This is a genomic window from Candidatus Competibacter denitrificans Run_A_D11 (assembly GCF_001051235.1).
In the GTDB taxonomy this organism is placed as follows: Bacteria; Pseudomonadota; Gammaproteobacteria; order Competibacterales; family Competibacteraceae; genus Competibacter_A; species Competibacter_A denitrificans.
Genome location: NZ_CBTJ020000045.1, coordinates 1 through 20,210, shown reverse-complemented (window position 1 = coordinate 20,210; position 20,210 = coordinate 1). Strand labels below are relative to the sequence as shown.

Sequence of the window (20,210 nt, the reverse complement as noted above, 5' to 3'; positions counted from 1 at the left end):
GAATGGCCCCGTTATTTCTGAGTGGGCGGTTCCGCAGGTGGCTGGTTACGGCGGCGGGCGCGTTGCCGCAGCCGTCCCAGAAAAAGGATTGGCCCAGATAGCACATAGAGTAGAAAACCGGTGAACAGAACCTTGGGCGGATCAATGGAAATCACGACCAGCGTTAATACCACCAGCAATGCGGCCATGAACGGTACCCGGCCGCGCAGATTGATTTTTTTAAGGCTGAAATAAAGAATTTTGCTAAACATCAGCGCCCCGGCACTGACGGTAATAATAAGCGCTGGCCATAAGAGTTGAATACCGGTAAAGCCCAAGTCGGTGCCGAACCAGACGAAGCCGGTCACAATCGCGGCGGCCGAAGGGCTGGGCAGGCCGATGAAATAGCGCTTGTCGGTGCTGCCTGATTGGACGTTAAAGCGGGCCAGGCGCAGTGCAGCCATCACCGTATAGAAAAAAGCGGCCAGCCAACCGAGCTTGGAGAGAAACGGCCCCATGGTGATCATGCTCCCCAGCGCCCATTGATACATGATCAAAGCTGGCGCTAAGCCGAAAGACACGAGGTCAGCCATGCTGTCATATTGGGCGCCAAATTCACTTTCCGTGTGGGTCATCCGCGCCGCAAACCCGTCCAATCCATCCAGCACCATCGCGATAAATACCGCGACTGCGGCAGGTTCGAAGCGGCCGTGTAAGGCGGCGATAATGGCGTAGAAGCCGCAGAATAGGGCGGCGGTGGTAAAGAGGTTAGGAACGAGATAAAGCCCACGCGGACGGCGGGTTTCGGGAGTGGGTTCGTTCATCGTTGATCGATCTTAAGGAAAGGAGAGCATTGGAGATTCAATAGAATCAGGATGATGACTTAGTACGTTTATCCCGCAGGTAAATGGTGCCTTGAGAACGCCTATCGATTTCAAAAAGATTTAAGGCGGCTACCAAATCAACCAGCTTTTTGTAACCGTAATTGCGCGAATCAAATTCGGCGGCCTGCTTGGCGATATGATGGCCGACCGCAGCCAAATGTGCCCAACCACTGTCGTCTGAAGCGGCATCCACCGCCCCACGCAACAGATTGACGAGTTTGGTATCGCTTTTGAGCTTATTGGTTTCTTGTGTGCCGATGATGGCGGCCGGATCTTCTTCAGCCAAGAGAACCTTGGTAAAAATAAATTTATCGCAAGCTGAGACAAACGCTTTTGGGGTTTTTTCCTCACCAAAGCCGAAGACCAACAACCCCTCTTCACGGATGCGGGAGGCCAGCCGGGTAAAATCACTGTCACTGGAGACGAGGCAAAAACCTTCAAAGCGACGGGTATACAGCAAATCCATTGCATCGATAATCATGGCGCTATCGGTGGCGTTTTTCCCGACGGTATAGCGAAATTGCTGGATGGGCTGAATGGAATGATCTAATAGCGCGGCTTTCCATCCCGCTAAATTCGGCGTTGTCCAGTCGCCGTAAATACGTTTTACGCTAGGAACCCCATATTTGACCACTTCTTTGAGTAGCCCTTCGATGATTTTGGGCTGTGCGTTATCCGCATCGATTAAAACTGCAAGCCGACGCTGGTTCGGTAGATCATCATTCATCGAAAATAAACTTTAGTTTGAAATCCCCTCTTCGGGGGGATCATTGTGCATGGGAGAGACGTAACCTTTGCCATGCGGTTTCGCCCGGCCACGGGCGATTGAAACATTCTGGGAAATTGCCTTTAAGTCCCTTTAGAAAGCAGGGCGTCGATTTGGTGTTGTTCGCTCAGACCGCGCCCTGCTTGCAAAGGATTGCGTTAGTTCTTGCTGGTATCGACCAGTCGGTTGGCCTTGATCCACGGCATCATGCCGCGCAATTTATCGCCAACCTGCTCGACTGGGTGCTCGCGGCTGATGCGGCGATTGGCGCGCAGCACCGGCGCACCGGCTTGATTCTCGGCGATGAATTCGCGGGCGAACTGGCCGGTCTGGATTTCTTTCAGAATCTTGCGCATCTCGGCCTTGGTCTGGTCGGTGATGATGCGCGGGCCGCGCGTCAAATCGCCATACTCGGCAGTGTTGGAAATCGAGTAGCGCATGTTGGCGATGCCACCCTCGTAGATCAGATCGACGATCAGCTTCACCTCGTGCAAGCACTCGAAATAGGCCATTTCCGGGGCATAGCCCGCTTCTACCAAGGTCTCGAAGCCTGCTTGGATCAAGGAAGTCAGCCCGCCACACAGCACCACCTGCTCGCCGAACAGATCGGTTTCGCACTCTTCGCGGAAGCTGGTTTCGATCACCCCGGCCCGCCCGCCACCGTTGGCGGAGGCATAGGATAGCGCCAGTTCCTTGGCTTGCCCGGAAGCATCTTGCGCCACCGCGATCAGGGAGGGCACGCCGCCGCCCTGGGTGTAGGTCGAGCGCACCAGATGGCCTGGCCCCTTGGGCGCGATCATGATTACATCCAAATCGGCGCGCGGCACCACCCCGCCAAAGTGAATATTGAAGCCGTGGGCGAAGGCCAGGGCCGCGCCTTTCTTCAGCTTCGGTTCGATTTGCTTGTAAATTTGGCTCTGATGCTCGTCGGGGGCCAGAATCATCACCACATCGGCCGCCGCTGCCGCGTCCTCGACCGGCTTGACCGTCAGGCCGGCTTTCTCGGCTTTGACCGCCGACGCGGAATCGGCGCGCAAGCCGACGATGACGTTGACGCCGGAATCGCGCAGATTGAGCGCGTGGGCGTGGCCTTGAGAGCCGTAGCCGATAATGGCGACGGTTTTAGCTTTGATGAGGGATAGATCAGCGTCTTTGTCGTAATAAATATTCATGGGCAGGTTCCGAAGGAGGTGAATATCAACCGCCCCCGACCAGAACGTGCGACGGGGACGGTGTAAAGGAGGGTTAAGGATCAGGCACGCAACGATTTTTGGCCGAGCGCAATCCCGGTGGCGCCGGAGCGGACGACTTCAAGAATCGCCTCTTTGTCGATGGCGTGCAGGAAGTTGTCGAGCTTGCTAGCCGTTCCGGTCAATTCGATGGTGTAGGTCGCATCGGTGACATCGAGCACATGGCCGCCAAAAATATCGGCCAGCCGCTTCATTTCCGCCCGCAACTCGCCGGTGGCCTTGGTTTTGACCAGCATCAGCTCGCGCTCGATGGCGTCGGTTTCGCTGAGGTCGATCAGCTTGACCACATCAATCAATTTGTTGAGTTGCTTGACAATTTGCTCGACGATCTGCTCGTTGCCGTAGGTGACTAAGGTCAAGCGTGACAGGGTTTCGTCATCGGTGGGAGCCACAGTCAGGCTTTCGATGTTGTAGCCACGCGCCGAAAACAGATTGGCGACCCGCGACAGTGCCCCCGCTTCGTTCTCCAGCAGAATCGAGATCAAATGACGTTCGTTATTGTTGTTCACAGCAGTACCATCCCTTCGTCGTGAGGCGAGATCATCTCATCGCGTTCCGCCAGCAGCATTTCATTCTGACTGCCCCCAGAGGGGATCATCGGGAAGACGTTTTCGGATTGATCGGTGATGAAATCCAGAAATACCGTGCGATCCTTTTGGGCGAACGCCTCACGCAACGCCCCTTCCACATCACCCGGCTTCTCGATCTGCATCCCAACGTGGCCGTAGGCTTCCGCCAGCTTGACGAAATCCGGCAGCGCTTCGAAATAGGTCATGCAATAGCGCTTCTGATAGAAGAACTCCTGCCACTGCCGCACCATGCCCAGATAGCCGTTATTCAGATTGATGATCTTGACCGGGGTACCATACTGCTTCATGGTCGCCAATTCTTGGGTCATCATCTGAATGCTGCCATCGCCGGTGATGCAGGCCACATCCTGATCGGGAAAGGCGAACTTGGCGCCCATCGCTGCCGGCAGGCCAAAACCCATCGTGCCCAGGCCGCCGGAATTGATCCACTGGCGCGGCCGGTCGAAATGGTAATACTGCGCCGCCCACATCTGGTGCTGACCCACATCCGAGGTGATGATGGCTTTGCCTTTAGTGACCTCATACAGCTTTTGCACTACAAACTGGGGTTTGATGACCGTATCGCTGTTACGATAACTCAAAGATTTGACCGCTCGCCACTCGTCGATTTGCCGCCACCACTTGGCCAGCGCCTCGGTGTCGGGCTTGAGCTTCTCGTCGCGGATCACGTTGATCATCGCCCGCAGCACATGCGCCACCGAGCCGACGATGGGGATGTCCACCCGGACGTTCTTGGAAATCGAGGACGGATCAATATCAACATGAACGATGCGCGCCTCCGGGCAGAAGCGGTCGATCTTGCCGGTTACCCGGTCGTCAAAACGGGCGCCGATGGCGATCAGCACGTCGCAATGGTGCATCGCCATGTTGGATTCATAGGTGCCGTGCATTCCCAACATGCCGATAAACTGCTTGTCGGTGGCCGGATAGGCGCCCAAACCCATCAAGGTGTTGGTAATCGGATAGCCGAGCAGTTGCGTCAGCTCGACCAATTCCGATGATCCCTCGCTTAAAATCACGCCACCGCCGGTATAGAGCATCGGGCGCTTGGCCGACAGGATCAAATCCACTGCCTTGCGAATCTGGCCGGCATGGCCTTTCACGGTCGGATTATAAGAGCGCAGCTTGATCTTCTTGGGATAATGGAATTCGGCCTTGGCAATAGTCACGTCCTTGGGGATATCGACCAGCACCGGGCCGGGCCGGCCGGTCGAGGCGATGTAGAACGCTTTTTTGATGGTTTCGGCCAGCTTGGTGATGTCTTTGACCAGAAAATTATGCTTGACGCAGGGTCGGGTGATGCCGACCGAATCCACTTCCTGAAAGGCATCATTGCCGATCAACGGGGTGGGCACCTGGCCGGAGATGATCACCATCGGAATGGAGTCCATATAGGCCGTGGCGATACCGGTGACCGCATTGGTGACGCCAGGGCCGGAAGTGACCAGCACCGCGCCGGTTTTGCCGGTGGCGCGGGCATAGCCGTCGGCGGCGTGGGTGGCGGCTTGTTCGTGGCGCACCAGCACATGTTTGACATCATCTTGGACGTAGATGGCATCATAGATATGCAGCACCGCGCCGCCGGGATAGCCAAACAGGTATTCGACGCCTTCCTCCTTTAAACAGCGGATCAGGATTTCGGCACCAGTAAGAAGTTCCATGATGTTGATTCCTCATGGTCAGTGGTTTAGGGACTACGGCTTGACAAGACGAATCGACGCGGGAAGATTGGCGTATCGACGACGGGGCCGGTGGGTGGCCTAGCCGGGGCCACGGCTGGGCGGGATGACCGCTCTGTGGCTGGGGTATGCCGGCAGGCACAACTCGTCGTGAAAGTGGTCAATACCTGCTGGGCGCGAGTCTTGCGGGCTGGTTATACTACACGACATTGATTTCGAGCAAAATCCTGTTACAACGCCCGGAGTATCCTGGTAGCCAGGCGCCATTTTCCCGTTATCCGAACCCTTTGGAGGAATCGCATGTTAAAAAAAACGCTGCAATGGGCGCTGATTGTAAGTTGGGGTGTGGCGAGTGTCGCCCAAGCTCAGCAGTTAATTTATAAATGGACCGATGCACAAGGCCAGGTCCAGTATACGGAGCTGGCGCCGCCTTCCGGCGTAAAGTACGAGATGGTGCGTAAGTCATCCGGCTTGGAGCAAGGGCCGGCCCCCGCTCAGGATCTCAATAAAGCGCAGGCGGATTTGGCCAAAAAGGTCGCTGAGCAGGAGCAGGCAGAGAAAAAGCAAGTTGAGGAAGCCCAGAAGGAAGCGGATGATCTGCGCACAAAAAACTGTGAAGCCGCCAAGAAAAATGTCACGACCTTGCAAAGCGATAGCCCAGTAGTAAAAACCGACGCGCAAGGTAATAAAGTCGCTCTCGATCCCGCCGCGCGCGAGGCCGAGCTGAAAAAAGCGCAAAAAGACCAAGACTACTTCTGTAATCCGTGACCTCCTGCTCTTGCCCAAGGCCCATTCATGCGCGTATCCCGCTTTCCGCTATTCACCGTTAAGGAAGTCCCAGCCGATGCCGAGGTCATCAGCCACCAGCTGATGCTGCGGGCTGGTCTGATTCGCAGACTCGCAGCCGGCATTTATACGTGGTTACCGCTGGGATTGCGGGTGCTGCGCAAGGTCGAGGCGGTGGTCCGTGAAGAAATGGATCGCGCCGGTGCATTGGAGTTGTTAATGCCCGCCGTGCAGCCAGCCGAGTTATGGCACGAGTCGGGCCGCTGGCAAAAATATGGTCCAGAGCTGTTGCGAATCGTGGATCGGCACCAGCGTGACTTCTGTTTTGGGCCAACTCACGAGGAGGTCATTACCGAGCTATTCCGGCGCGAGATCAAAAGTTACAAGCAGTTGCCGGTCAATTTTTATCAGATTCAAACCAAGTTCCGCGATGAGGTCCGGCCACGTTATGGCGTGATGCGGGCGCGGGAGTTTTTGATGAAGGATGCCTATTCCTTCCACCTGGATCAGGCATCGCTGCAAGAGGGGTATCAGGCCATGTATGACGCCTATACCCGTATTTTTACTCGTCTTGGTTTGAAGTTTCGGGCGGTGTTGGCCGATTCGGGCAGTATCGGCGGCAATCGCTCGCAGGAATTCCACGTCCTGGCCGATTCCGGTGAGGATACTATTGCGTTTTCCACCGGCAGCGATTACGCCGCCAACGTCGAGCTTGCCGAGGCGCTATTCCCGTCCAGTGAGAGGTCGTTGCCGAGCGAAGCGTTGACTCGCGTCTCTACCCCCGGTGTCAAGACGATAGCCGATCTTTGCGCGTTTCTTAATCTGCCGATTGCACGAACGGTCAAAGCCATCGTAGTCGAAGGGGTGGATAGCCAACCGGTATTGCTCTTGATTCGCGGCGATCATGAATTGAACACGATCAAGGCCGAGAAATTACCTCAAATTAAAACCCCGCTGACCTTCGCCAGCCCCGACGCGATCAGGGCGGCATTCGGTGCCGGTCCCGGCTCGCTTGGTCCAGTCGGTTTTGGTGGTCCGATTATTGCCGACCGCACCGTCGCTAGGATGGCGGATATGGCGATGGGGGCAAATGCCGATGATTGGCATTTGACCGGGGTCAATTTTGGGCGTGATTGCCCAGAACCTGAAGTGGCCGACCTGCGCAATGTGATTGAAGGTGATCCCAGTCCGGATGATCGCGGCACCTTGGCTATCGCGCGCGGGATCGAAGTGGGTCATGTCTTTCAACTGGGTCAAAAATACAGTGCTGCCATGAACGCGGTCGTGCTGGGTGAAAACGGCCAGCCAGCGACGGTGACCATGGGCTGCTACGGGATTGGGGTATCGCGAGTCGTGGCTGCCGCTATCGAGCAAAACCATGATAAACGCGGCATCATCTGGCCAGCCGCGATGGCGCCCTTTCAAGTGGCCCTACTGCCTTTGGGCGCTGCTCGGTCCACCAGCGTGCGCGAAACCGCTGAAGCGGTTTATCAAGAATTGCTCACCGCCGGAATGGATGTGCTGTTGGATGATCGCGCTGCCCGACCTGGGGTTATGTTTGCCGATATGGAGTTGATCGGCATCCCGCATCGCCTGGTCATCGGTGACCGGAATCTGGCGGCCGGTCAACTGGAGTATCGTGGACGGTGCGATTCGGATAGTACTCTGGTGGGGCGAACGGATATTGTGGAATGGTTGCGTCAGCGTCTTATTACCGGCCAGGGTGGTTCCATCTGATGGAAGAGCGGCACGATGCCGTATGGCTAACCTGTGGATAAGTCTGTGGATAACTTTTCCACGCTATATCCACAGACGGATCGCCAATGGGACGGTGAGGCATTGATATCTTTTTGAACGGCTGTTTTTTTTATATTTATTATAAAGTTGTAGACAACTACTGGAATATTGACCAGTTTTTGGTTAGGCAACCGACCGAAAGCCTTATAAAAGAGACACTGCATAACCCTGTGGATAATTCAAGGGGCTTTGGAAAATTTTTGCGGGACTGATTTACTCGATACGGAAGTCGCCAAAATCCTGATAGGGTGCCGATTCCCGGCGAACCTCACTTACTCGCGCCAGTGAGGGGCCTTGCCAAAGCCACTCACACAGTGCCGCGACGGCTCTTTCATCGCCGCAGGCCAAAACTTCCACTCGTCGATCCGGCAGGTTGCGGACATAACCGGTTACCCCCAGCCCAGAGGCTTTTTCAGCCGTGGCGTAGCGGAATCCCACACCTTGGACCCGGCCCGAAACATAACAGCGTAGACAGGTTGTTTTCATGGCATTCCTCTAAGCAGGGAGGACACCGGAGATGTGTTGCGCGCGATGATCGCGTATGGCCTAGCGTTTCGGTTCACCCATTTTCTCCAACTCAGCCAACCGCTCCGCCAGCATGGCGGCATTGACGGTGCCAAGATGCGTATCGACTAATTTACCGGTGGGGGAAATCAGAAAAGTGGTCGGCAAGCCCTTCAACGGAAAACCGGATAGCGGATTGCCGTGGCTTAAAGCGATGGGAAAATGAATCGCGAGCCGTTCAGTAAAGGCGCGGATGTCGCTGGCCGCAAGATCCTGATAGTTGACGCCGATGACCGTGGCGCGGTTGTGATACTGCTCGTGGAATGCTTGCAGTTCGGGCATTTCCAGTAAGCAGGGTGTACACCAAGTCGCCCAAAAGTTAACGATCACCCACCGACCGCGAAAATCGGCCAACCTCACTGGCTGCTGGTCCAGACCCGGTAAGGAAAAGTCCAGGTTTTGCGCGCCGGTCGGCGATGTTGCGGCCAACAGCAGTATGCCGAAGAGCAGCCCGACCCGGATTTGATCAGTCAAGCAAGAGCTTGATAAATGCATGTCAACGGTCTTTGTCGTGCTGAATGTTGAGGGGATCAATAGTCTAGGGGGAGACTGGCCGGATGGGTACAGGCTGGATGGCCTTTTCTCGTGCGTTAATGGCCTGATTGCGTGCGTCGATGGCGAGCTGGCGGGCGCGGGGGTAATCACCCGCTTGCAAATGGGTTTGTGCTTCGAGCAGGAGACGGTGGGATGTCACGAAACTGACGGGTGAGCGCCATGCCGCGCCAGCTATCTCAGCCGAGCGGATAGCTTGCCGGGCATCGCTCATCTCTTGCACAGGCGCAATCGCACAAGCAGCCAACAAGAGCGTCGCGACCAATAACGTGAGTTTGGTGGTCAAGGCTTTAAGAAAAAAACGAGGCCGTGGCATTGGCAAATAATCAGGGGTTGCTGCCAACGCTAGCATCGGTTGCCAAAGGCGTCAAGACAGTGGAACGTTGGGCTAGAATGGGTCAGATGGCGGTTTAGTATCCGTATAATACGTTGGTCCACATCAATTGCCGGGTACTTCCAACAGGGTAAATGACCGCAATGGGAGAGATATTGATTCTTTATTATAGTCGGACAGGAGCAACTGCCGAAATGGCGCGTCAAATAGCCCGTGGTGTAGGGGAAGTGGCCGGCATGATATCGCGGTTGCGCACCGTGCCCTCGGTTTCGGCTGTTTGCCAGGCGACCGAGGATGATATTCCCCCTGACGGCCCGCCCTATGCCAGCTTAGATGATCTTTGGGAATGCGATGGCCTTGCCTTGGGGAGTCCGACGCGCTTTGGTAATATGGCAGCGCCTCTCAAATACTTTCTTGATTCTACTGGCGATCTTTGGTTGGCAGGTGCGCTTGTCGGTAAACCGGCCGCCGTTTTTACGTCGGCCGCCACCCTGCACGGTGGCCATGAGACCACCTTATTGACCATGATGTTGCCGCTTTTGCATCATGGGATGGTCCTGATGGGTCTGCCTTACACGGAGGCGGATCTGCACAATACCCGCTCTGGTGGTACCCCCTACGGCGCAAGCCACTGGGCTGGGCCAGCGCCACGAGGTGGCCTCGATCAAGAAGAGAAACGACTGTGCCGGGCGATGGGCCATCGTTTGGCCGAAGTAGCGCGAAAATTGAGAAAAACGTAACCCCGTTCTATTTTATAGAATGCTTGAAGGGCTTAATAATTAATGTTATGCTTTCTTTCTCAGATGCGGGGTGGAGCAGTCCGGTAGCTCGTCGGGCTCATAACCCGAAGGTCGTAGGTTCAAATCCTGCCCCCGCTACCATACTCAGGGAAGCCCGTTAAGGGCTTTTTTTATGTGATGGTCACACCACCTTCTTGATGGAGCTTAGGGATCGCACTTGGCCTCAAGGCTGGGAAAAGGTTTCAAAGGTGAACACCTAAAGGAAGTGTACCGTACCGCCTTTGAGATGATAAGGTTTTCGAGACGGTTTGTAGCTGGTTGAGGTGATCGGATTTGGTGAACGAGTGGGCCGCTGGCCCATTTTTTATTTTCAGTCGGCGAGATCATGTACCGAGATCCGCAGAAAGTTAAACGTCTGCTTGCGGTTGCAGTAGAGGGCATGGGTTATGAGTTGGTCGGCGTAGAATTCCACGCTCGCCCCGACCGGTCTCTATTGCGGGTGTATATCGATGGCGAAAAGGGTATCACCCTGGACGACTGCCAGCGGGTCAGTCATCAGTTGGGTGGTGTGCTGGATGTCGAAGATCTGATCGTGGGCCGTTATACCCTAGAGATTTCCTCGCCGGGTTTGGATCGGCCCTTGTTCGAGCCTCAACATTTCATCCGTTTTGCCGGTTCGGAGGTGCGGGTTCAATTACGAGAGCTATTGGAAGGAAGGCGCAAATTGGTAGGACGCCTACTCGGAATGCGTGAAGACGATGTGGTGATCGTTGACGGGGCGGGCCGAGAATGGCGGGTGCCCCTGGAGCGAATCGAGAAGGCCCGACTGGTGCCCGAACTTTGAAGCGGCATGGCGATGTGCGGATGCGGCTGGGAGGCAAAACGACATGGGCTTGAAAGACAGCAAAGAAGGCAACAAAGAGATTCTACTGGTGGTAGATGCTGTCTCCAATGAAAAGGGAGTCAGCAAAGAGGTTATTTTCGGTGCTTTGGAAGTTGCGTTGGCATCCGCTGCGAAAAAGCGTTATGAGGGTGATCCCGACGTGAGGGTGACGATTAATCGGCGTACCGGAAATTATGAAACATTTCGGCGCTGGCTGGTGGTGGCGGATGCTGCGCAAGTTGAAAATCCGGCCCGACAACTCCTTTTAGACGAAGCCCGTGGCATCCAGGCCGATGCCCAGTTGGGTAGCTATGTTGAAATTCCCCTGGAAAATGCCGGCTTTGGGGGCCGAATCGCCGCTCAAACCGCCAAGCAAGTCATTGTCCAAAGAGTTCGTGATGCCGAGCGCGCCCAGATCGTTGATGCCTATTTGCACCGCAAGGGTGAATTAATTGGTGGCGTGGTGAAGCGGTTGGATCGGGGCGACGTCATCATTGATGTTGGTGGCAATGTCGAGGCAAAAATCGCCCGAGACGATCTTAATCCTCGCGAATCCTTTCGTATTGGTGAGCGGGTGCGCGGTTACCTTAAGGATGTGCGTCTCGAAAGTCGGGGACCCCAACTGTTTATCAGCCGGGTGGCGCCGGAATTTTTGATCGCCCTGTTCACTCTGGAAGTCCCTGAAATCAATCAAGGGATCATTGAGATTAAAGGTGCCACCCGTGATCCTGGGTCGCGCGCCAAAATCGCCGTCAAAAGCAAGGATACTCGAATCGATCCAGTCGGCGCGTGCGTTGGTATGCGGGGCGCTCGGGTGCAAAGCGTTACCAACGAACTGGCTGGGGAACGAATCGATATCGTGCAATGGGACGATGACCCGATCCGCTTTGTCATGAACGCCATGTCGCCGGCCGAGGTGGAATCCATCGTCGTCGATGAGGATACCCATAGCATGGATATCATCGTCGCCGAGGAAAAACAACTGGCTCAAGCCATCGGCAAAGGTGGCCAAAATGTGCAATTGGCTAGCCGTTTGACGGGTTGGACTCTGAATGTGATGACCAAGACCCAGGCCCAGGCCCAGCGCGGTCAGGAAGATGAAGACTTGCGCCAAATGTTCGTCGAGCAGTTAGGCATTGATGAGGAAATCGCCGAAATCTTGGTGCGTGAAGGCTTTGCCGGATTGGAAGAAGTCGCTTATGTGCCCGTTCATGAAATGTTGGAAATCCGGGAATTCGACCAAGAGATCATCGACGCTCTACGGGAACGGGCACGCGATGTCTTGTTGACACGCGCCATCGCTGCTGAAGAGCGGTTCAATGATCCGTACCCGGCGGAAGATTTGATGCAGATGGAGGGCATGGACGAGCAATTGGCTGTTTTATTGGCGAGCCGCGGCATATTGACGATGGAAGATTTGGCTGAGCTGTCGGTGGACGATCTCAACGACATCGCCGGGCTGGATGATGAGCGAGCCGCCAAACTGATTATGACGGCGCGAGCGCCTTGGTTTTCGAATGAGCATTAGGGTCGGCTCGCCCTGGGGGTGGTAAATGACGGATGTAACGGTCAAACAATTTGCAGCCTTTGTCGGGATACCGATCAATCGCTTATTAGAGCAATTTGCCGAAGCGGGTATTATGGTTGCTGACGCGGATGGCACGGTCACAGAAAAACAGAAGGTCGATTTATTGGCGCATCTACGTAAGACTCATGGTAGCCAGCTCGGTCAAGCGACGGCTGAACCCAAGCGGATAACGCTTAAGCGCAAGACGCACAGCGAGATCAAGATGGCCGGCAGTATGGCCGGACAAGTCAAGACTGTCAGCGTTGAGGTCCGTAAAAAACGGACGTATGTCAAGCGCAGCTTGGTGGAAGACGAGACACCGCGCGCCAGTGAACCCCAGGTGCCGGTGATTGAGCCAATGCCAGTCACCCGAATCACCGCTGAAGTGCTCGAAGATCGGCAGCCTGCCGAGATGGCCGAGGCAACAAAACCTGAGCGTGATCCATCGCCTGTAGATCACGTTTCCGCCCCGGAGGAGACTGAAGCCGAGGTCCGTGGCCACGAGGAACTTGGCGCCGAAGCTCATCGCCATGAGGAAAACGAAGCCGAAGCCCGTCGCCGTGAAGAAGCTGAAGCTGAAACCCGCCGCCGTGAGGAAGCTGAAGCCCGCCGCCGGGCTGAGCAGGATAGTCGTCGCAAAGTGATGGAGCGGCCGGTACCCGCCCGGGTGCCCGAAACCATCTCTGCTTCGGCTAGCGGACTGGGGCCGACTGTGAGTGGCCATGACGTAAAACGCCGTTCCGATGCCAGCGAGGCCGGATCGGCAGCGGCGAGAGCGAAAAGGCCACCCGGTTCCGCGCCGGACACGAAAGTTGGCAAAAAACGCCCTGAGCCTTCGGCACGGCCGGCCGTTAAAGCACGCACTGATGGGGCTGTGGTAGATCTTTTCCCGCGTCGCGACGATGCCCCGCAGGACGACCGATTCCCAGCACCAAGACGGGGCGACTTGCAGCAGGTATTGGATAAAGCGGATCGCCGTAAGCCGAAAAAAGGCAAGGGAGGCAAACCCTCCTTGCCCATGACGGCATCTCGGCATGGCTTTGCTAAACCCACTGCGCCGGTCATGCGTGAAGTCATTATCCCCGAGACTATCAGTGTGGCGGATCTGGCGCAAAAAATGTCGGTGAAAGCCACCGAAGTCATCAAGGTCTTTTTGAAGATGGGATTGATGGTGACCATCAATCAGGTCATCGATCAGGATACCGCCGCCCTCGCTGTTTCAGAAATGGGGCATTCTTACAAGATCCTCAATGAAAATGCGCTTGAAGAAGAATTGACGGCCGACACCAGTCGTGGTGAATCGCTGCCGCGCCCTCCGGTCGTGACGATCATGGGTCATGTCGATCACGGCAAGACCTCGCTGCTCGATTATATCCGCCGCACTCGCGTGGCAGCCGGTGAAGCCGGTGGCATCACCCAGCATATCGGTGCCTATCATGTGCGCACCGCCAAGGGAGTGATCACCTTCCTGGATACACCGGGACACGCTGCGTTCACCGCGATGCGGGCGCGGGGTGCTAAGGCGACCGACGTGGTGGTCTTGGTAGTCGCGGCCGATGATGGGGTGATGCCGCAGACTTTGGAGGCTATCCAGCACGCCCGCGCCGCTGGGGTGCCTTTGGTCGTAGCCGTCAACAAGATGGATAAATCGAGCGCCGATCCAGAGCGGGTTAAGAGCGAGCTCTCGGTGCAGGGCGTGATTTCCGAGGAATGGGGTGGCGATACGCTGTTCTCCTACGTCTCGGCCAAGGCCGGCACCGGTGTCGATCAGTTGCTGGAGCAAATCTTGGTACAAGCCGAGGTGCTCGAATTGCAGGCTCCAGTGGAAGGTTCGGCTAAGGGTGTGGTGATCGAATCACGCCTTGATAAGGGCCGTGGTCCGGTGGCGACCGTATTGATTCAAAGCGGTACCTTGCGTAAAGGAGATGTGATTCTCAGTGGGTTGGAGTACGGCCGAGTCCGGGCCATGCTCAATGAAGCTGGCCAAAATACCAACGAAGCCGGGCCGTCGATTCCGGTTGAAGTCCTCGGCTTGTCCGGCGCTCCCCGGGCCGGTGATGAGGTCATCGTCGTTGCCGACGAGCGCAAAGCCCGTGAAATCGCTTTGTTTCGCCAGAACAAACTGCGCGAAGAACAGGCTAAGAAACCGGCGATCAGCCTGGACGACATCTCCAAGCAATTTGAGGCCGGACAGGTCAATGTCCTTAACGTGGTGATGAAAGCTGATGTGCAAGGCTCGGCCGAGGCCATCGTCGATGCGCTGACGCGCTTATCCACTGATGAGGTCCAGGTCAAGATCATCGCCAGCGGGGTTGGCGGCATCAATGAATCCGATGTGAACCTGGCCCGCAATGCCAAGGCCATCGTGATCGGTTTCAACGTACGCGCCGATAGTGTTGCTAAGAAACTGGCCGAAGAAGAAGGCTTGAAGCTGCACTATTACAGCGTCATCTATGAGCTGATCGATCACGTCAAGCGGGCGATGGTTGGTATGCTCAAGCCAGAGTTCAAGGAAGAAATCATCGGTCTGGCCGAGGTGCGTGGCGTGTTCCGTTCGCCCAAGTTTGGGGTGGTGGCTGGTTGTATGGTGGTTGATGGCGTCGTGCGCCGCAACAACCCAATCCGCGTTTTGCGCAACCATGTGGTTATCTTTGAAGGAGCGTTGGATTCATTGCGGCGCTTTAAAGATGACATTGCCGAAGTCCGAGCCGGCATGGAATGCGGTATGGGGGTGCGCAATTACAACGATGTGCGCGAAGGTGACCATATTGAAGTGTTCGAGCGGGTACAGGTCGAGCGGACCCTGTAGTGCTTTAGGAAGGACTCGAGATCATGATCAAGGCATATCCGCGTACTCGTCGGATCGGCGAACAAATTCGGCGCGAATTGGCGGAGCTGATCCGCGATGAATTGCGTGATCCGCGCTTGACTTTGATTTCAATGACCAGCGTTGATGTAAGTCGGGACCTAGCCCATGCGCGCGTTTATGTCACTTTGCTCGGCGATCCGGCTGAGCGGGCCGAGCGGGTGGCCGAACTCAATCACGCCGCGCCGTTGTTGCGACGCGAACTGGGACGGCGCATGCATATCCGCACCGTGCCGAAACTGGAATTCCGCTACGATGAAGTGATTGAACGCGCTGCCCAGCTATCGGCCTTGATTGATACCGCCGTCGCGGATGATGCCCGCAAGCATCACGATGATCCTTCATCAGCGGATGAGGTCGGCGCAGAGAAACCGGTGTGATCAAAGCCAACCGCCGTCCGATCAATGGGGTTTTATTGCTGGATAAACCCAATGGCTGGACCTCGAATGCGGCGCTGCAAGCGGTCAAGCGACTGTATCAAGCGCAAAAGGCCGGCCACACCGGCAGCTTGGACCCCTTGGCGAGCGGGTTGTTGCCTATCTGTTTGGGCGAGGCCACCAAGCTGTCCGGCGTATTATTAAATGCCGATAAAGCTTATCGTTTTACCTGCCTCTTAGGCGCTACCACCACTACGGGGGATGCCGAGGGCGAAGTGGTTACGGCTCGGCCAGTCGGCTCTTGGAGCCGTACACAGATCGAAGCCGTATTGCAACAGTTTATCGGCCCGCTCCAGCAAATCCCGCCGATGTATTCGGCTGTGAAGCGTGATGGCCAGCCACTGTACAAACTGGCTCGGCGTGGGATTGAGGTCGAACGAACGCCCCGTGAGGTGACCATCCACGAGTTGCGTTTGTTGCGTCAAACATCCGATGAACTGGAATGCGAAATGCGTTGCTCGAAGGGGACCTACGTGCGTACGCTGGCGGTCGATATCGGCGAAGCCCTGGGATGCGGCGCGCATGTATCGACTCTACGCCGCACCGCTGTGGAACCTTACGATACAACACGCATGGTGAGCTTAGATGCGCTGCGCGAGCGTGCTGAGCATGGCTTGGCCGCTTTGGATGAGGTGTTGCTGCCCATGGATACCCCGGTCGCGAAATGGCCAGCGATTACTGTTTTTGGTGATAGTGCTTTCTATCTGCGCCAAGGCCAGGCGGTGCTGGTGCCGCGTGCGCCCACCGCTGGTTGGGTTCGCTTGTACCAGGGCAACGAGCTGTTTCTCGGCATTGGCGAAATCTTGGATGATGGTCGAGTGGCGCCACGCCGATTGGTGGCGCAATGACCTAATGCTTACCAGGTTCCCTTGTTGATTTTCGCCCGCTGGGGTTAATATTTACCGTTTATCTTTACTGCTTGATGCAATCTGAATTGGAGTTTTGCTCAAATGCCGCTTACTACTGAACAAAAGACCGAGATCCTGCGGGATTTCCAGCGCGGTCCCGCCGACACCGGCTCGCCAGAGGTCCAAGTTGCCCTATTGACCAATCGTATCAATGGCTTGCAGTCGCATTTCGGTGATCACAAGAAAGATCACCACTCTCGGCGTGGTTTGCTCAAAATGGTCAACCAGCGCCGCAAGCTGCTGGATTACCTGAAAAGCAAGGATTTACAGCGCTATCAGGGCTTGATTAGCCGCCTTGGCTTGCGCCGCTAATATTTTGCTGTTTTCCCTCCGCATAGGACGCTTTTGTGACGCCCATTAAGAAAACATTTCAATACGGTCAGCACACAGTCACTCTGGAAACCGGCGAAATCGCTCGGCAGGCCAGCGGCGCGGTGCTGGTGAATATGGCCGATACGGTGGTGTTGGTCACCATGGTGGCCACCAGGGAAACCGTGGAGGGTCGGGATTTTCTCCCGCTACGGGTGGATTATCAGGAGCGCAGCTATGCGGCTGGTCGGATTCCCGGCGGATTTTTTCGCCGCGAAGGCCGCCCTTCCGAAGGTGAGACACTGACTGCACGGCTTATTGATCGGCCATTGCGCCCCTTGTTTCCCGATGGATTTACCAACGACTCCCAGATCGTTGCCACGTTGTTGTCCTTAAACACCCAGGTCGATCCGGAAATCCCGGCATTGATCGGTGCTTCGGCGGCGGTCGCGCTATCCGGTGTACCGTTTCAGGGACCGATTGCGGCCGCTCGCGTCGGTTATTTCGACGGCGAGTATCTGCTGAATCCGAGCCGTACCGAGCTGAAAGTTTCGGAGTTGGATTTGGTGGTGGCCGGTACTGAACGTGCGGTCTTGATGGTCGAATCTGAAGCAAAGCAGCTATCTGAAGCGGTGATGCTGGGTGCGGTCATGTTCGGCCACGAACAGATGCAGGTGGTAATTCGCGCTATTAAAGAGCTGGTAGCCGAAGCCGGTATCCGGCCATGGGATTGGCAGCCACCCGCCGGCGATCCTGCGTTAATGGGCGCGGTGGGCGCCGTCGAGACGGCACTGGGCGATGCCTATCAAATTGCCGATAAACTGGCCCGTCAACAGCGCGTGCGGGAAATTCAAAGTCAATTGAGCACACAATTGACCGCGCAGGAACCGGGGCGCTGGTCTGAAACGGCCATCAGCAACGCCTTTTCGACCTTGGAGAAGAAAGTGGTACGCGGTCGCGTATTGGCCGGACAGCCCCGTATCGATGGTCGCGATACCCGCACCGTGCGTCCGATCACGGTTCGGGTTGGCGTGCTGCCGCGCACTCACGGTTCGGCCTTGTTCACCCGCGGTGAAACCCAGGCGTTGGTGGTTACCACGCTCGGTACCGACAAAGATTCCCAAATCATTGATGCCATCGAAGGTGAGTATCGTCAGCCGTTCCTGTTTCACTACAACTTTCCGCCGTATTCGGTTGGAGAAACCGGCCAGATTGGTAGCCCCAAGCGCCGCGAGGTCGGTCACGGTCGGCTAGCCAAGCGCGGGGTACAGGCGATGATTCCCACGCCGGAACAATTCCCCTACACGGTGCGGGTGGTGTCGGAAATTACTGAATCCAATGGCTCCAGCTCAATGGCTTCGGTTTGCGGCGCCAGCCTGTCGTTGATGGACGCCGGCGTACCGATCAAAGCGCCGGTGGCTGGCATCGCCATGGGTCTGATCAAAGATGTGGATCGGTTTGCAGTGCTGACCGATATCATCGGTGACGAGGATCATTTGGGTGATATGGATTTCAAGGTGGCAGGGACCGCCGATGGCGTTACCGCCTTGCAAATGGATATCAAAATCGATGGTATTACCCGTGAGATCATGGAGCAGGCGCTGGCGCAAGCCCGTGATGGGCGCTTGCACATTCTGGGCAAGATGGCTGAAGTCATTACCCAACCGCGCGCAGAATTGTCCGAACACGCGCCGCGCTATACCACTTTACGGATCAATCCTGAGAAGATCCGCGATGTGATCGGTAAGGGTGGCGTCACGATCCGCGCGATTACCGAAGAAACCGGCACCACCATCGACATCAATGACGATGGCGTCATCAAAATTGCTGCGGTTGATAAAGCCGCTGGCGACGAAGCGCGCCGCCGCATTGAGCAGATTACCGCCGATGTGGAAGTCGGTCAGATCTACGAGGGTAAGGTGGTGCGTATCATGGATTTCGGCGCATTCGTAGCGATTTTGCCCGGCCGCGACGGTATGGTGCATATCTCGCAGATTTGTGAGGAACGGGTGCAAAACGTCAGCGACAAACTCGCAGTGGGTGATGTGGTCAAGGTCAAGGTATTGGAAATCGACAAACAAGGTCGAGTCCGCTTAAGTATGCGGGGCTTGAACTGAAACACAGGTCATACCGAGTTTGCCTCGGTATGGCTGTTCGAGTATATTGACCCGCCTTTTTTCGTTGAGACGTTATGTAATGCTTTGGAGAGGTGGCCGAGCGGTCGAAGGCGCAGCACTGGAAATGCTGTTTAGGGGTAACTCTAACGAGGGTTCGAATCCCTCTCTCTCCGCCAAATAGCCTTCCGTAGTCGTCCACTACGGAATCTGAAGCCCGCCAAGTGCGGGTTTTTTCACGCCTTTGTTTCCGTCGTCGTCCATAGCGTTCCAAGGCCATCCGGGGTAACATTGGGGTAACTTTGTGGGGTAACTGACACGATGAAATCAGCTGCTGCGAGCCTCTTCCTGATCGCGCTTGAGGTTCTTTTCTTTCAGGTCGTACAGTTGCTGCTCTTTGGCCAGATGTGCTTCGTAGAGGGCGATCAGTTCGCGGTTGTTTTCAGCGCGGGCTTTGGCAAGATTGGCTTCGACCTCAGCCAGGGCTTGGCGCTTGGCTAGTTCGAGTTCCAGTTGATCGGCGGTGTCGGTATCGCCCTGCTCACGCGCTAGTTCGGCATTGAGTTCGGAGAGCCGATCCCGTGCCGCGTTGGCTTCGTCTTGGGGTTCCTGGAGTTTTTGCTTGGCCTCATCCAGCGCGCTTTGCAGCCCCGATAAGTCCTCCTCATCCAGCATGGCCAGTTCACCGCCCGCCGCGCGGGTGGCTTGTGCAATCAGCGCCATGTTCTGGCTGCCTTGGAGCGAAAGAGATCATCGACGGAGCAGTGGGTTTGCCTGCGGACAGCTTTGGCCTGTGCCCACTGGTGTTCGATGGGGTTGAGATCAGGGGAATAGGGTGGGAGGTATTCGAGGGTGTGGCCAGCCTGACGGAGGGTGTTTTGAATGTCGGCGCGTTTGTGGAAGGCGGCGTTATCCATGACGATCACGGCGGCCGGTGGCAACTGGGGGAGGAGAACCTGGTGGACCCAGGCGAGGAAGACATCAGCGTTAACACTGGATTCAAACAAACCGACGGCCAGGAGCTGCAAGCCCAGGAGGGCGCCGATGACGTTGGTACGACCCTTGGCGTGCCAGTCCCGAGTCTGTCAAATTTTTTGTGTAAATGCAGTTTTGGTTAGTGGAGTGAGAGTGGCAAGCGGCCCTCGAATTGAATGGCGAAGCGATTGAGGGCCTGTTTCCAGTCTTTGATGGGCATGGTCCATTTT

The 20,210-nt window shown here is 56.1% G+C and carries 19 protein-coding genes, 2 tRNA genes and 1 pseudogene; 12 read left to right on the top strand and 10 right to left on the bottom strand.

Annotated elements, in window-relative coordinates; genetic code table 11:
- Positions 1–11: 11 nt before the first annotated feature.
- The 5 genes from pssA to BN873_RS10630 form a co-directional block, all read right to left on the bottom strand.
- Positions 12–803, bottom strand: a complete 792-nt coding sequence (gene pssA / locus BN873_RS10650) for a CDP-diacylglycerol--serine O-phosphatidyltransferase (protein ID WP_048673577.1) — start codon at positions 801–803, stop codon at positions 12–14.
- Between the two features lie 46 nt (positions 804–849).
- The gene (locus tag BN873_RS10645) at positions 850–1,590 is read right to left on the bottom strand and encodes an NYN domain-containing protein (RefSeq protein ID WP_048673576.1); all 741 of its coding nucleotides are present in this window, start codon (positions 1,588–1,590) and stop codon (positions 850–852) included.
- 197 nt (positions 1,591–1,787) lie between these two features.
- Positions 1,788–2,801, bottom strand: coding sequence for a ketol-acid reductoisomerase (ilvC, locus tag BN873_RS10640; protein ID WP_048673575.1), 1,014 nt, complete (start codon positions 2,799–2,801; stop codon positions 1,788–1,790).
- An 80-nt stretch (positions 2,802–2,881) separates the two neighbouring features.
- Positions 2,882–3,388: an acetolactate synthase small subunit gene (ilvN, locus tag BN873_RS10635; RefSeq protein ID WP_048673574.1), complete on the bottom strand. Its 507-nt coding sequence runs from the start codon at positions 3,386–3,388 to the stop codon at positions 2,882–2,884.
- Positions 3,385–5,130: an acetolactate synthase 3 large subunit gene (locus BN873_RS10630; protein WP_048673573.1), complete on the bottom strand. Its 1,746-nt coding sequence runs from the start codon at positions 5,128–5,130 to the stop codon at positions 3,385–3,387. Before BN873_RS10630 ends, ilvN begins: the two co-directional genes overlap by 4 nt.
- A 318-nt stretch (positions 5,131–5,448) precedes the next feature.
- On the opposite strand from BN873_RS10630, the gene BN873_RS10625 reads away from it, so the two are divergent.
- Both BN873_RS10625 and BN873_RS10620 read left to right on the top strand, forming a co-directional pair.
- A complete protein-coding gene (locus BN873_RS10625) occupies positions 5,449–5,916 on the top strand; it encodes a DUF4124 domain-containing protein (protein WP_048673572.1) in 468 nt (155 codons plus the stop codon).
- A 27-nt stretch (positions 5,917–5,943) separates the two neighbouring features.
- On the top strand, positions 5,944–7,671 hold the full coding sequence (locus BN873_RS10620; protein ID WP_048673571.1) for a proline--tRNA ligase: 1,728 nt from the start codon (positions 5,944–5,946) through the stop codon (positions 7,669–7,671).
- Between the two features lie 273 nt (positions 7,672–7,944).
- Here BN873_RS10620 and yccX read toward each other — a convergent pair whose 3' ends face one another.
- The 3 genes from yccX to BN873_RS10605 form a co-directional block, all read right to left on the bottom strand.
- Positions 7,945–8,217, bottom strand: a complete 273-nt coding sequence (gene yccX / locus BN873_RS10615) for an acylphosphatase (protein WP_048673570.1) — start codon at positions 8,215–8,217, stop codon at positions 7,945–7,947.
- A gap of 60 nt (positions 8,218–8,277) precedes the next feature.
- The gene (locus BN873_RS10610; protein WP_171820455.1) at positions 8,278–8,769 is read right to left on the bottom strand and encodes a TlpA family protein disulfide reductase; all 492 of its coding nucleotides are present in this window, start codon (positions 8,767–8,769) and stop codon (positions 8,278–8,280) included.
- A 64-nt stretch (positions 8,770–8,833) separates the two neighbouring features.
- Positions 8,834–9,163 carry a DUF4398 domain-containing protein gene (locus BN873_RS10605; RefSeq protein WP_048673568.1) on the bottom strand — a complete coding sequence of 110 codons (330 nt, stop codon included), beginning with the start codon at positions 9,161–9,163 and terminating at the stop codon, positions 8,834–8,836.
- A 161-nt stretch (positions 9,164–9,324) separates the two neighbouring features.
- Here BN873_RS10605 and wrbA point away from each other — a divergent pair, with 161 nt between their 5' ends.
- From wrbA to BN873_RS10555, 10 genes are all read left to right on the top strand, one after another.
- Positions 9,325–9,921, top strand: coding sequence for an NAD(P)H:quinone oxidoreductase (gene wrbA, locus BN873_RS10600; RefSeq protein WP_048673567.1), 597 nt, complete (start codon positions 9,325–9,327; stop codon positions 9,919–9,921).
- A 64-nt stretch (positions 9,922–9,985) separates the two neighbouring features.
- A tRNA-Met gene (locus BN873_RS10595) sits at positions 9,986–10,062 on the top strand.
- Positions 10,063–10,306: 244 nt separating this feature from the next.
- Positions 10,307–10,765, top strand: a complete 459-nt coding sequence (gene rimP, locus BN873_RS10590) for a ribosome maturation factor RimP (RefSeq protein WP_048673566.1) — start codon at positions 10,307–10,309, stop codon at positions 10,763–10,765.
- Positions 10,766–10,808: 43 nt separating this feature from the next.
- On the top strand, positions 10,809–12,332 hold the full coding sequence (gene nusA, locus BN873_RS10585) for a transcription termination factor NusA (protein ID WP_048673565.1): 1,524 nt from the start codon (positions 10,809–10,811) through the stop codon (positions 12,330–12,332).
- Positions 12,333–12,357: 25 nt separating this feature from the next.
- Positions 12,358–15,180, top strand: a complete 2,823-nt coding sequence (gene infB, locus BN873_RS10580) for a translation initiation factor IF-2 (protein ID WP_048673564.1) — start codon at positions 12,358–12,360, stop codon at positions 15,178–15,180.
- Positions 15,181–15,203: 23 nt separating this feature from the next.
- Positions 15,204–15,617, top strand: a complete 414-nt coding sequence (gene rbfA / locus BN873_RS10575; RefSeq protein ID WP_048673563.1) for a 30S ribosome-binding factor RbfA — start codon at positions 15,204–15,206, stop codon at positions 15,615–15,617.
- Positions 15,617–16,522 carry a tRNA pseudouridine(55) synthase TruB gene (truB, locus tag BN873_RS10570; protein WP_082161227.1) on the top strand — a complete coding sequence of 302 codons (906 nt, stop codon included), beginning with the start codon at positions 15,617–15,619 and terminating at the stop codon, positions 16,520–16,522. Before rbfA ends, truB begins: the two co-directional genes overlap by 1 nt.
- A 102-nt stretch (positions 16,523–16,624) precedes the next feature.
- Complete coding sequence (gene rpsO / locus BN873_RS10565; RefSeq protein WP_048673561.1) at positions 16,625–16,894, top strand: 30S ribosomal protein S15; 270 nt, start codon at positions 16,625–16,627, stop codon at positions 16,892–16,894.
- A 35-nt stretch (positions 16,895–16,929) separates the two neighbouring features.
- On the top strand, positions 16,930–19,008 hold the full coding sequence (gene pnp, locus BN873_RS10560) for a polyribonucleotide nucleotidyltransferase (protein ID WP_048673560.1): 2,079 nt from the start codon (positions 16,930–16,932) through the stop codon (positions 19,006–19,008).
- 86 nt (positions 19,009–19,094) lie between these two features.
- Positions 19,095–19,184: transfer RNA gene (locus BN873_RS10555), tRNA-Ser, on the top strand.
- Positions 19,185–19,332: 148 nt separating this feature from the next.
- Here BN873_RS10555 and BN873_RS10550 read toward each other — a convergent pair.
- Both BN873_RS10550 and BN873_RS19480 read right to left on the bottom strand, forming a co-directional pair.
- Positions 19,333–19,728, bottom strand: coding sequence for a hypothetical protein (locus tag BN873_RS10550; RefSeq protein ID WP_048673559.1), 396 nt, complete (start codon positions 19,726–19,728; stop codon positions 19,333–19,335).
- Positions 19,719–20,060: pseudogene (locus BN873_RS19480) on the bottom strand (transposase); the annotation flags it as partial. The gene BN873_RS10550 and the pseudogene BN873_RS19480, both read right to left, overlap by 10 nt.
- Between the last annotated feature and the right edge of the window lie 150 nt (positions 20,061–20,210).

Coding starts and splice junctions, on each gene's coding strand:
- pssA (WP_048673577.1), bottom strand. CDS start 803: ATGAACGAACCCACTCCCGAAACCCGCCGTCCGCGTGGGCTTTATCTC.
- BN873_RS10645 (WP_048673576.1), bottom strand. CDS start 1,590: ATGAATGATGATCTACCGAACCAGCGTCGGCTTGCAGTTTTAATCGAT.
- ilvC (WP_048673575.1), bottom strand. CDS start 2,801: ATGAATATTTATTACGACAAAGACGCTGATCTATCCCTCATCAAAGCT.
- BN873_RS10630 (WP_048673573.1), bottom strand. CDS start 5,130: ATGGAACTTCTTACTGGTGCCGAAATCCTGATCCGCTGTTTAAAGGAG.
- BN873_RS10625 (WP_048673572.1), top strand. CDS start 5,449: ATGTTAAAAAAAACGCTGCAATGGGCGCTGATTGTAAGTTGGGGTGTG.
- BN873_RS10620 (WP_048673571.1), top strand. CDS start 5,944: ATGCGCGTATCCCGCTTTCCGCTATTCACCGTTAAGGAAGTCCCAGCC.
- yccX (WP_048673570.1), bottom strand. CDS start 8,217: ATGAAAACAACCTGTCTACGCTGTTATGTTTCGGGCCGGGTCCAAGGT.
- BN873_RS10605 (WP_048673568.1), bottom strand. CDS start 9,163: ATGCCACGGCCTCGTTTTTTTCTTAAAGCCTTGACCACCAAACTCACG.
- wrbA (WP_048673567.1), top strand. CDS start 9,325: ATGGGAGAGATATTGATTCTTTATTATAGTCGGACAGGAGCAACTGCC.
- rimP (WP_048673566.1), top strand. CDS start 10,307: ATGTACCGAGATCCGCAGAAAGTTAAACGTCTGCTTGCGGTTGCAGTA.
- nusA (WP_048673565.1), top strand. CDS start 10,809: ATGGGCTTGAAAGACAGCAAAGAAGGCAACAAAGAGATTCTACTGGTG.
- infB (WP_048673564.1), top strand. CDS start 12,358: ATGACGGATGTAACGGTCAAACAATTTGCAGCCTTTGTCGGGATACCG.
- rbfA (WP_048673563.1), top strand. CDS start 15,204: ATGATCAAGGCATATCCGCGTACTCGTCGGATCGGCGAACAAATTCGG.
- rpsO (WP_048673561.1), top strand. CDS start 16,625: ATGCCGCTTACTACTGAACAAAAGACCGAGATCCTGCGGGATTTCCAG.
- BN873_RS10550 (WP_048673559.1), bottom strand. CDS start 19,728: ATGGCGCTGATTGCACAAGCCACCCGCGCGGCGGGCGGTGAACTGGCC.